The sequence below is a fragment of the Clostridium sp. FS41 genome, from assembly GCF_000954015.1.
GTDB lineage: Bacteria > Bacillota > Clostridia > Lachnospirales > Lachnospiraceae > Enterocloster > Enterocloster citroniae.
The window spans coordinates 1-12,020 of record NZ_JYHN01000062.1 but is presented as its reverse complement, the minus strand read 5'-3'; the positions used below and the strand labels follow the sequence as shown (position 1 = coordinate 12,020).

The following is a 12,020-nucleotide window of genomic DNA, read 5'->3' as shown; positions in this document are numbered from 1 at the left end:
TACGGATCACCAATTCACCACCTGATTAAAAATCTGCGCCTGTTCGGTGCTGGTTCTTCTCAGGTAAATGCGGGTGGTCTCAATGCTGTCATGCCCCAGTAAATTGGAGAGAAAAGCAATATCACCGCCATTTTCAATAAAGTTCTTTGCAAAGCGGTGGCGGAACGAGTGTGGGTAAACTACCTTGGGGTCCAAATTATACCGGCAGGCATAGGTCTTTAACTGCGCCCGTATGCCCGAGATGGATATACAGCTTCCCAGGTGGCTCAGAAACAGGGGCCCGGTGCGTCTGCCCTCTGCCTTAAGCCAGTCCATGGCGTCCTTTTGCAGGGAAGATGGGATATAGATGCGCCTCATTTTATTTCCCTTTGAATAAAGATCCTTGTATCCCCTGTGCACGTCCGCTACCTGGAACATCACCAGTTCGCTGACCCGGACACCGGTGGCGGTGATGAATCTGACAATAAAGTAAAATGTGTACTGTTCATCTTCCCAAAGCCTGCGCTTTAAGTATTCATAATCAGCCTGGCTGATGACATGGTCCAGATAGCTTTTTTGCTGGACGCGGACGGCACGGATCTTATAATCCCTGATCCCCAGGAATTTCAGGAAACAATTCAATGCCCGGATGCGTATGTTGACGGTCTGCGGTTGGTAATGATCCATGAGGGAGACCTTATAAAGGCTGATGTTGTCCGGTGACAACCGGTCATAACAGGAGTAAAAATGTTTCACCCCATATACATATGCGGTTATGGTATTGGAAGCCATATTTTGCCGCAGCAGATAGTCCTGGAATGCGTCTAAGGCTTTGCTCAGCTCCTGGTTTTCAGCGGCTGCATGGGCGGAGGTTTCTGACGTTTGCATGCTGATACACGACCCTTCTGTAATTTATCGAATATAGTAGCATAAATATTTAACAAAATAAATGTACAGTTGTTAAAAACCTGTCCAATTTGCCAAATTTCCATAAAAAAATTCCAGGATACTCGCCCCCCTGGCGGGACAGTGCTGGGAAAAATAGACAATATGAGGAAAACTGTCACCCTGCAGGTAAAAATATAAGTGGTATGTGAAGGGGTATAAAAATACCCCCATACCACTTATCATAATATGTTGTAACTGTTCAGGACGGCGTATCTTCTTGACCGGTCATGCCGTCCAAGAAGCATCGGATGTCCATCGGATGTGAAAATGGGTGCAATATGTCATTGATTGACAACGCCCGGTCCCAGGCTCTTGTTATCCTGCTCCGTCTTGGCGGATGGATTGCCGTCCCAGACACCGCTTGCATCCACATAGTAGCCGTCAGGCGTTATGCTGTCTGTTTCCATATAGGCGGCGATGTTAAAATAGTACCATTTCCCATCCGTATCCTGGACCCAGGTGGATGCAGCATAGTATCCGTTCTTTCCAACATACCGCCATCCCTTATCATCCTGGACCCACCCCGGGTGATAGCTGGTTTTTTCACCGCTGGAATTGACATAATATCCGTCCGGCGTAATGGTGTCGGCCAGCATGATGCCATTTTCATCCATATAATACTGCTGGTCGCTGACTTTCAGCCATCCATTGCTTACATAGGTGCCGTCCGGCTTCAGGTAACGGTATTTGCCGTCCTCATCCTGCTGCCATCCGGGGGTGACGGTCCCCACATAGGCCCCGGCATCGGACCCGTCCACATTGATCAGGTATTTCCGCACTTCCGGGGGAAGATCGCCGGGATTAACTCCTCCCGGCAGACTGACCACATCAATGTAGCGTTCCCTGGAGGGCAGGACCTTATTGTTTGTCACCAGTGTGATGCGCAGGGCAGGTTGTGTGCCTTCCGGGAGGGAGGGCTGGTTTTCCGGAATTGCCCAGACTCCGTTTGCATTTACAAGGTCCGGCGCCTGGCCCCAGGGCCTCCCCGCCGTATAATCAAAGGTATACGCGTAATCATAACCCCTGTTCAGGATCACATCACTTTCCTGAATGGTATTCCCGCCCACCAGGATCGCAAAATAATAACCGTTTCCGCAGTCAATGGGTCTCCACTCAAAAAGATAGGCGCCGCAGTTTTCCATGGCCGTGGCGGCGGCATCAGTCTGGTCTGCATATACAGATGCAGCAGATGACATGGCCAGGATCAATGCCATACCCAGCCCTAACAAATTTTTCTTTAACATATGGACCTCCTGTCATTTCTGTTCTCCGCAAAAGGAAGAGTATTTATCAGCTGACGCCAAAAAGGCGTTATGACCAACATATTGCTATATCAGCCATAACGCCTCCCCCTTAAATCATGTCAGTGCGGTTTAAGGCAATATCAGGAATTAGTCCTCAACATAAACGCCTTCGATGGTTCCGCCCTTCTTAACTACATAGTAGTAGTCGTTTCCATCCTTGTTCTTGCTGTTGCTGTCAATTACCTTACCGGAAGTATTAACCAGGATGTACTCAACACCCTCCTCAGCCGCATCGGTACTGAGTACATAAGCTTCCTTCAGATCCTTGGCTTTCTTGGAAACATGACCGATATCAATAGACTCGTTTTCAGTCTTGTCGCCGATTGCGTCTACCAGTCCTGCATCATCAATAAAGTCAGCAGCGTCATCCAGCTTCTTGTAAGTTACAGTCTTCTTATTTGTGGTGGAATCTGTAGTGGTTGTCTTTTTAACTACAACGTACTTGTCATCGGAGTCTGCTCTCAGAAGCATACCGGACTGGTACAGCTTATCGTCCTTCTCGCCTGTTACGCCAGCGCCCTTGTTTCCGCCGGACTTCTCAAAGTAGAAGTTGTGGTTCTCGCCGTCAACAGAAACAGTGGTCTTGCCGGTTCTCATGGAGCCGTCATCGCCGCCGCCGAAGTAGTAGCACTTGAAGCCGTTGGTCTCATAGTAATCAGCTGCATTGTCAAGGAAGTTATCCTCATCGTCAAATGGATAGTAATCATCATCATCCGCTTTTACGATCAGGTTCTGGTTATCCTTATCCTCATAGATGAACTTCAGGCCGTTGATCATACGTCCATCATTCCTGAATGCATACTTTTTGCCCTTGATGGTCTTGAACTCACCGGCATACAGGTTGCCGCTGCCGTCTGCATAGTACCATGCCTCTTCATCATCATCATATTTTTCATCGTTGAGATATTCAGCGGATACTACCTTGAACCATCCCTTGCTTACGCGGGCACCGTCATCCACACTGCTGAAGTATTTCCATGCCTGTGTATAATGGGAGTCTTTTCCGCTGCCGGTAAGGATGCCGTCTCCATTGCCGTCCGTACCGCCAATTGCGTAAGACTGTGTTCCTACGCCGCCTGCGCCGCTGGTGCCTTTTTGTACCACGGAACCGGAAGCAGTAGTGCCTGCACTGTAATTGCTTTCTTTCTTAAGGTCATCCTCATCCAGGGACCACTCTGCAACCATTGCGCCATACTCGTCAAATGCGTACTTTCTGCCGTTGATGGTCTTGTCTTTTGTGCGGTCTCCGTTTTCTGCATATACTTTCTTACCGTTGGATTTGAAGTAGAACCAGCGGCTCTGATCCTCGTCATCATTAAATGCAGCAGCAGTATATTTGTAATCGTCCTCGGTTGCTTCATCATAGGTGATATCCAGCTGGATCCAGCCAACTGTCATTGCACCGTCATCCTCGCCGCCGAAGTAATAAACGCCTTCCTTGAAGCCGTCCCCGTCTGAGTCGTCAACGCGCTCTGCGCTGTCATCATCAACCCATCCAAAGAGCATCTTGCCATCTTCGTCAAACGCATATTTCTTACCGTTGATGGTCTTTAAGGAAACCTTGTCATTGTCGCCATTGGTTAAGGCCTTGCCGTTTGCCTGGAAGTAGTACCAGTAATGCTCCGGCTCGTCATCCTCACCTGCGTCCTCGTTCTCAATGGCAACCCACTGGTTTGCAGCCATCACACCGTTGATGTCCACATAGTAGTAGTTATCGCCATCCTCAATCAGGGTATCAATGGCCATCTCGCCATCGCTGTCCAGGTAATACCAGTTGTTCCCGGATTTCTTCCACTGATCGGTTGCGCGCTCGCCGTCTCTGTTGTAGTATACCCAAGTACCATCTTCCTCAGCCCATCCTGTAGCTGCAAAAGAAGTCATGGATGCACCAATAGCGAGCAGTGCTGCTGTTGATAATACAGCAACTAATTTTGTCTGCTTTCTCATAATTAATGCACTCTCCTTTTTCTTTTTGAAATACTTTTTGAAATTCCTTTATTGCATTACGAGTTGATTATACTTCGGATAAGGAAAAGTATAGATAGTCACGCCCCCTCCATTCCTAAATGAGATGAAGACAAAAAAAGGGCAGAACCGCCAAACAGTTCTGCCCATTGCATCATATTCCTTTTTATTGTTCCTCTTTCTTTCTGTCCGCGATCTCCCTCAGCTCCTTTAAGGCCTCCCCAAACCTGGAGGAGGATGCGGAAGGATTGCCCTTTAAAAGGCTCCGCCTGTAAAATCCCATGGGGCTGGATATGCGGTGCCTCTTTTCCGTGAGCACGCTGAGCCTCCCGGACAGAGCAGCCAGCTTTTCCCTGCGTTCCCTGACCGCTGCCCTAAGTTCACCGGTGAGATCCCTGTGTCCGGCCGGTACTTCGACAGATCCATGCTTGGTTCCGGTCTCCCCGGATGCGGTTTTCCCGGCTCTGGCCCCGGTCTCCCCAGCCACGATTTCTCCGGATCCAATTTCCCCGGCCCTGGTCCCGTCACGCTGGCTCAAAGTGGCGCTCACCCTGGCAGCCGCATCCTCGGTGAACTCAGACAGCTTCCTTGCGGTCCCGGACACCTTGTCTGCGGTCCCGCCAACCAGTCCGCCCACCTTCTCAGCCGTATCCTCCACAAATTCGCCCATGCGTTCCATGGTGTTTTCCATCATGTCACCCAGGCGCTCTGCCGCATCTTCCTTCAGGGACGCTGCACGCAGGGCTGCTTCTGATCTGACCATTACAAACTTCTGGGAAGCCTCTTCCTTTACTTCCTCCACCTTTTGGGCCGTCTCAGCCTTCAGCAGCGCCATCTGCACCTGGATATCATCCAGCTCCGCCCGCATATTGGTCATGGCATCCAGCACCTTGGCCAGGTCCAGGGCAGCCTTGACCGACTCGGCTGCATCGGCTGCAAACAGCAGGGATACCACAACAACACAGACAATATTCACCATCAAAGGCAGACCCAGCACATACCGCTCAATGGGACGGTGGATCACCTCGGTGAGGAAAATGGTGAGAAAACCCCAGGCAATGGAGGAACTGAGGCAGATATATCCCTTAAGGTTCAGACGCTGGTTGCTGTAATCCCAGTATTTCATCTTAAACAGCTTTTCCATTCCCCAGCCAGTAACATATTCCAGGATCGTGGCAGCCACCACGCCGGAGAGGTACACAAGGAACAGGTTGTCCTTCACCGGCAGGGAGACCCACAGCATCATAACAGCCCCGGTCCCGTACAGGGGGAGCATGGGAAGCCGCAGGAACCCGCGGTTCACAAAATGTTTCTTTTTCAGCGACACATAGGAGGATTCAAAGATCCACCCGAAAAAACAATATATAAAGAAAAAAGTAAGCCACTGATACCACGCGTATTCGTACATATAAGGTCATCCTTTGCTCTGTTTTATGCTTTAATCATACTGGGTTTCTGTGAAAAATGCAATCTGCATGTGGCCATTCACCAATCTACCAGGTAACAATTTTGTCGATCAGCACTCTCTGCTCATCGGAGGAACGGGTCAGGTAAATGCGGGTGGTCTCAATGCTTTCATGTCCCATAAGGTCTGCCAGCAATGAGATATCGTTGAACTTTGTGAGAAAATTCTTGGCAAACCTGTGTCTGAAGGAATGGGGATACACCGTGTCCGGACGGATCCGGTAATGTTTTGCCAGCACCTTAAGCTGGCTGCTGATCCCACGGGGAGTGATCTGGCGGCCCCGCCGGTTGGTAAAGATAAAGCCGGTCTGCACACCGCGCAGGGCCAGCCAGGCCAGCATTTCCCCGCAAAGCTTTTCCGGAAAATATATACGGCGAACCTTCCCCCCTTTGGAGTACAGGTCCATACATCCGATCTGTACATGCTCGGCTTTGATCTGTATCAGCTCGCTGACCCTGGCTCCCGTGGCCCCCAGAAAGCGCACTACAAAATACCAGAACATATTGTTGTCCCGTTTCAGACAGCGCTTTAAGCGCTCATAATCACGTTTGGAGATCACATTGTTGAGAAATGGCTTCTGCTGGTGCCTTACTGACGGAAGTTTATAAGGAGTCAGAAGGGAAAGGGTCTCAGGCAGGACAAAAAATGGATTCTCCTCATGAGCGGGCCCCATATTCTCCTCGGTAAATGCTGCCTGGAGTGCGATCACGTACTGGTTGATGCCGTATATGCGTGTGTTGACCGTACAAGGTTTATAGTGCTCCATCAGCCAGGCCTTATACTCCTGAAGATGCTCCACCGTGATATCGCAGAACAGGGAGTGATAATGCCGGACCGATGTGAGATAAGAGTCAATGGTATTTTCAGCGGAACCGCGCTTTTGGAGAAAGTCGCGGAAATACTCTAAGTTTGCCTGGAACATGTCCGGATTATGCACATTTTTATCTGTAATGGAATTCATATCATATCACCCCCAATCTTACCAGTCCACAACCTTGTTGACGATCCGGTACTGTTCACTGCTGCTGCGCCGGAGATAGATCCTGGTGGTCTCAATGCTCTCGTGGCCCAAAAGATCGGAGAGCAGGGAAATGTCCCCGCATTTCTCTATGAAATTTTTTGCAAACCGGTGCCGGAAGCTGTGGGGATACATGACCTCCGGGTCCAGGCCGTAGCGTATGGCGAAAACCTTGAATTGGGATCTGATGCCGGAGGGAGAGATGGGAGAGCCGAAACGGTTGAGAAACAGAGGGCCAACCGTGCGGCAGGCAGCCGAAAACCATTGCTGGAATTCGCCTTTCAGAATAGTGGGAATATAGATACGCCGCATTTTATTTCCTTTAGAGTAAATATCCTTGTGCCCTCTGTGGATGTCTTCTATCTGGAATGTGATCAGTTCACTGACCCTGACCCCGGTGGCAGTGATGAGCCGCACAATGAAATAATAGGTGTACTCCTCGTTTTCCATCAGCTTCCGCTTCAGGTATTCATAATCACCTTGGCTGATGATCTTGTCCAGGTAGGTTTTCTGCTGTATCTTGATCATGGAAACAGGGGTGATGGATGTCTGCCGGTATTCCATAAAACAGTTCAGGGCCCGGATCCGCAGGTTGACGGTCTGGGGCTTATAATGTTCCAGGAGATACACCTTGTAGAGCTGCAGGTTTCTGGGGGTGAGCTGCGGATAGAGATGGTAGAACTGTTCCACTGCATAGCGGTAAACACAGATCGTGTTAGGGGACTTGTTCCTTGTGACCAGGTACTTTTGAAACTGGTCCAGGGTATGGTTTGGCTGTAATTTAGGTGTTGCTGTCATTGCTGATACCTCCTCTTATGTGGTTAAATTTTCCAGTTTTAATAGTAATTTATATCTTCGGAAAATGTAAGAGGTGGGGGCACAGGGAGAACAAAAAAGAACGTCTCCCTGTGTCCTCCACAGTGAACGTCCCTTTTTGTTGGTTCGCATGGTCAGCGGCCATGCGAGGGAATGGTAGGTATATAAAAAAAGAAAATGTTATAGGGGGACCGGATAATTTTACTTACCCGGTATGAGTATGAAAAAGCTTTTTGTGCTTTACAGGTTTTATTATCTCAGGTAAATGTGAGAAAAGTATGGACGTTTCATGAAAAAACAATAAAAATTATTAGGAAACAATAAAAACAGTCCGATGCAGGCAGCGCCGGCATATAAAAAACCGCTTTGAAAAAGCCAAAGCGGGTATAATTAATAGGGGGGCCGGACGAATTGCTTCGTCCGGTATGAGTATGAAAAAGCTTTGTGATTTCAAGTAATCACTTGAAACAAAGGCCTCGTCCACCTCTCGGTGAACTTGTTATTATCATAAGCAATAATTGTGACAGAAATATGTCTATAGCATAAAAAAAACCTAAAGAAAATAAAAAAGAAAAAAACCCTTTGAAAACTTTACAATATTGTATATAATAGAAGCAATGCTATAAGTAGAACAGCACAAAAACCCCATTTTAGGAGTAATAGAAGCAGCCGTTCCGGCCATACAGGTTCCATAAGCCTGCATGGGTGCGGATAGCGAGGAGGAATTATCTATATGTTTTCGATGATGTCCAATGATATTGGAATTGACTTAGGAACAGCCAGCATCCTTGTTTATATCAAGGGTAAAGGCGTTGTATTAAAAGAACCGTCCGTAGTGGCTATTGATCGTGATACCAACAAGATCATGGCCATCGGCGAGGAAGCGCGTCTTATGATCGGACGAACCCCCGGCAATATTGTTGCGGTCCGCCCCCTGCGCCAGGGCGTTATTTCAGATTACACCATAACAGAGAAGATGTTAAAGTATTTCATCAGCAAGGCAGTGGGTAAGAAGACCCTGCGCAAGCCCAGGATCAGTGTATGTATCCCCAGCGGCGCCACCGAGGTGGAGAAAAAGGCTGTGGAGGACGCCACCTACCAGGCAGGCGCACGTGAAGTGGCCATTATCGAGGAGCCGGTGGCAGCAGCCATTGGCGCAGGTATTGATATTGGCAAGGCCTGCGGTAATATGATCGTTGACATCGGAGGCGGAACTGCTGATATTGCCGTCATTTCCCTGGGAGGTCCGGTGGTAAGTACATCCATCAAGATCGCAGGTGATGACTTTGACGAGGCCCTGGTGCGCTACATGAGGAAAAAGCACAATCTGCTCATTGGCGAACGTACAGCCGAGGAGATCAAGATCAATATCGGAGCGGCATACCGCAGACCGGAAGTTCTTACCATGGAGGTAAGGGGACGTAATCTGGTGACCGGCCTTCCAAAGACCATTGTAGTCACCTCGGACGAGACCCTGGAGGCATTGCGCGAGCCGGCCCTTCAGATCGTGGATGCGGTGCACAACGTGCTGGAGCGCACCCCTCCGGAATTGGCAGCAGATATTTTTGACAGAGGCATTGTCATGACAGGCGGCGGCTCCCTGCTCAGCGGGCTGGATGCCCTGATCGAGGAGAAGACAGGCATTACCACCATGATCGCGGAAGACCCGCTGACAGCAGTGGCGATCGGAACCGGCAAGTTCATTGAGTTTGCCCACGGTATGAACATGGCCATGGAAGCATCCATGGGCGGAAGCAGCAGAGAAGATTACTAAATTACAGAACCCGGACCCATTCCAGAGCGTGTCTGAACACCTTTTCCCGCCATCTGCAGGTCCCACGTTGCGGTATATTTGACCCAATGGATTTGACGCAGTCCGCTGCGCCTGCCCATTGGGACAAGCTTTCCCCAAGGTGCGGCACACAGCTGGCACAAGGCAATGATCAGGCACAGGCTGGGAGTCCCGGGTTCTTTCGGTTGGAAATATGGCGACAATCACGGGATTTATAGAGCGGATCAAGTTCCGCAACGAAGACAACGGTTACACGGTTTTAAGCGTGACGGACCAGAGTGACGGCGGGGAAGTCATCATGGTGGGCAATCTGGCATATGTGTCGGAAGGCGACATGATCCAGGCCAGCGGCCGCATGACGGAACACGCCGTGTACGGCGAACAGCTGCAGATTGAGAAATATGAAATGAAGACGCCCCAGGACGAGCTGTCCATGGAGCGTTATCTGGGCTCCGGTGCCATTAAAGGCATCGGGGCCGCTTTGGCTGCAAGGATCGTGCGCCATTTTAAAGCAGACACATTCCGTGTGATGGAGGAAGAACCGGAGCGGTTGTCCGAGGTAAAAGGGATCAGTGAGAAGATGGCCATGGCCATCGCAGAACAGGTGGAGGACAAAAAGGACATGCGCCAGGCCATGATGTTCCTTCAAAATTACGGCATTACCATGAATCTGGCTGCCAAGATATATCAGCAGTACGGCCCCGCCCTTTACGGCATCATCAAGGAGAACCCCTACCGGCTGGCGGATGATATCCCGGGGGTTGGGTTTAAGATGGCGGACGAGATAGCGGAACGGGTGGGCATTTTCACGGATTCCGATTACCGCATCAAGGCCGGTATCCTGTACACGCTTCTCCAGGCCACGGCCAATGGCCATACATACCTGCCCCAGGAGGAGCTGTTTGGCCTGGCATCCGATATCCTGAAGGTGGAGCCTTCAGCCATGGGAAAACATCTCATGGATATGCAGATCGACCGCAAAGTGGTGGTCAAAAACACGGCCCAGGGACCGGTCATTTATTCTTCACAGTACTATTATCTGGAACTGAATACCGCCAGGATGCTTCACGACCTGAACATCCACGGGGATACCCCGGAGGATGAGATCAAGGCCAACCTGAAAAAGGTCCAGGCCCTTCAGCAGGAATCCATCAGCCTGGACTCCCTTCAGGAAAAGGCAGTCCATGAGGCCGTGAACAGCGGTCTGCTGGTCATCACAGGCGGTCCGGGAACAGGTAAGACCACCACTATCAACACCATCATCCGCTATTTTGAACTGGAGGGCATGGAAATACTTCTGGCAGCGCCCACAGGCCGCGCGGCCAAGCGTATGACGGAGGCCACCGGGTATGAAGCCAGGACCATCCACCGCATGCTGGAGCTGGTGCCATCAGGCGTGCCGGGAGGGAACGGGGATTCAGGAAAGACCACAATGGCCGGCATGCATTTTGACCGCAATGAAGAAAATCCCCTGGACGCAGATGTGATCATCATTGATGAGATGTCCATGGTGGACATCAGCCTGATGCATTCCCTGCTCAGAGCCGTCAATGTGGGCACACGCCTGATCCTTGTAGGCGATGTGGACCAGCTGCCCAGTGTGGGGCCGGGCAATGTGCTCAGGGACATCATAGATTCCGGCTGCTTTAATGTGGTAAAGCTGACTAACATTTTCCGCCAGGCAGCCCAGAGTGACATTGTGGTCAATGCCCATAAAATTAATTCCGGAGAGCGCGTGGACCTGGGTAAACGCAGCAATGATTTCCTGTTTATCAAGCGGGATAACCCGGATTCGGTTATAGGGGCCGCCATTACCCTGATCCGGCAGAAGCTGCCGGGCTATGTCCATGCCCAGCCCTTTGACATCCAGGTCATGACGCCCATGAGAAAAGGAGCCCTGGGGGTGGAGCGCCTGAACCAGATCCTTCAAAACCACCTGAATCCCCCTGACAAGAACAAGAAGGAAAAGGAAGCAGGCGGCATCATTTACCGGGCAGGCGACAAGGTGATGCAGATCAAGAACAACTACCAGATGGAGTGGGAAATCCGCAACAAATATGGGATCCCCACGGACAAAGGCGCCGGCATTTTTAACGGGGATGTGGGTATTATCCGGGAGATCAATGAATTCGCCGAACTTCTCACCGTGGAATTTGACGAAGGGAAGATGATAGAGTACAGCTTCAAACAGCTGGAGGAGCTGGAGCTGGCCTATGCGATCACCATTCACAAGTCCCAGGGAAGCGAGTATCCGGCTGTGATCATCCCCATGTACAACGGTCCCAGGATGCTCATGACCCGCAACCTGATCTACACTGCCGTAACCCGGGCACGCTCCTGCGTCTGCCTGGTGGGCCAGCCCGATGCCTTCTATACCATGGCGGCCAATTGCGTGGAACAGAAACGGTACTCAGGGCTGAAGGCGCGGGTACAGGAAATCTATGACCAGGACGAGGAGGGGGACCTGGGAGCGCAGCAGCGTTGAGGAAAATCTCATGGTCTTAACCAGGGCCCCCGGGAGTGCCTGGAAGAATCTCATAGCCACAACCGGATTCATCCTGCCCCTTTCTTCCGGATCGGTCCTGCCGTATTGTAAATATCCCCCATTCATATCCCCTATTCATATCCCCTATTCATATCCCCCATTCATATCTCCCATTCATATCCCCTATTCATAACCCACATTTATAACCCACATTCATAACCCACATTTACCCCCCATCTCCCCCGTCC

Annotated in this window: 8 protein-coding genes; 2 read left to right on the top strand and 6 right to left on the bottom strand. The window is 50.5% G+C overall.

The features are described 5' to 3' along the window. Positions 1-6: 6 nt before the first annotated feature. The 6 genes from CLFS41_RS16685 to CLFS41_RS16660 all read right to left on the bottom strand — a co-directional run bounded on the left by CLFS41_RS16685 (position 7) and on the right by CLFS41_RS16660 (position 7,477). Positions 7-867, bottom strand: a complete 861-nt coding sequence (locus tag CLFS41_RS16685; RefSeq protein WP_007869600.1) for a tyrosine-type recombinase/integrase — start codon at positions 865-867, stop codon at positions 7-9. 341 nt (positions 868-1,208) lie between these two features. Further along, positions 1,209-2,171 carry a choline-binding protein gene (locus CLFS41_RS16680; protein ID WP_045092928.1) on the bottom strand — a complete coding sequence of 321 codons (963 nt, stop codon included), beginning with the start codon at positions 2,169-2,171 and terminating at the stop codon, positions 1,209-1,211. A gap of 147 nt (positions 2,172-2,318) precedes the next feature. Continuing rightward, positions 2,319-4,178: an argininosuccinate lyase gene (locus CLFS41_RS16675; RefSeq protein WP_045092927.1), complete on the bottom strand. Its 1,860-nt coding sequence runs from the start codon at positions 4,176-4,178 to the stop codon at positions 2,319-2,321. Positions 4,179-4,362: 184 nt separating this feature from the next. Further along, positions 4,363-5,604: a membrane protein gene (locus CLFS41_RS16670; protein WP_045092926.1), complete on the bottom strand. Its 1,242-nt coding sequence runs from the start codon at positions 5,602-5,604 to the stop codon at positions 4,363-4,365. 85 nt (positions 5,605-5,689) lie between these two features. Next, the gene (locus CLFS41_RS16665) at positions 5,690-6,622 is read right to left on the bottom strand and encodes a tyrosine-type recombinase/integrase (RefSeq protein ID WP_007869588.1); all 933 of its coding nucleotides are present in this window, start codon (positions 6,620-6,622) and stop codon (positions 5,690-5,692) included. 18 nt (positions 6,623-6,640) lie between these two features. Continuing rightward, positions 6,641-7,477, bottom strand: coding sequence for a tyrosine-type recombinase/integrase (locus tag CLFS41_RS16660; protein ID WP_007869578.1), 837 nt, complete (start codon positions 7,475-7,477; stop codon positions 6,641-6,643). Between the two features lie 760 nt (positions 7,478-8,237). On the opposite strand from CLFS41_RS16660, the gene mreB reads away from it, so the two are divergent. Further along, positions 8,238-9,269 (top strand): rod shape-determining protein MreB, encoded by a 1,032-nt coding sequence (mreB, locus tag CLFS41_RS16655; RefSeq protein WP_347468612.1) that lies wholly within the window; start codon positions 8,238-8,240, stop codon positions 9,267-9,269. A gap of 211 nt (positions 9,270-9,480) precedes the next feature. Then, positions 9,481-11,772 carry an ATP-dependent RecD-like DNA helicase gene (locus CLFS41_RS16650; protein WP_045092925.1) on the top strand — a complete coding sequence of 764 codons (2,292 nt, stop codon included), beginning with the start codon at positions 9,481-9,483 and terminating at the stop codon, positions 11,770-11,772. Positions 11,773-12,020: the final 248 nt, after the last annotated feature.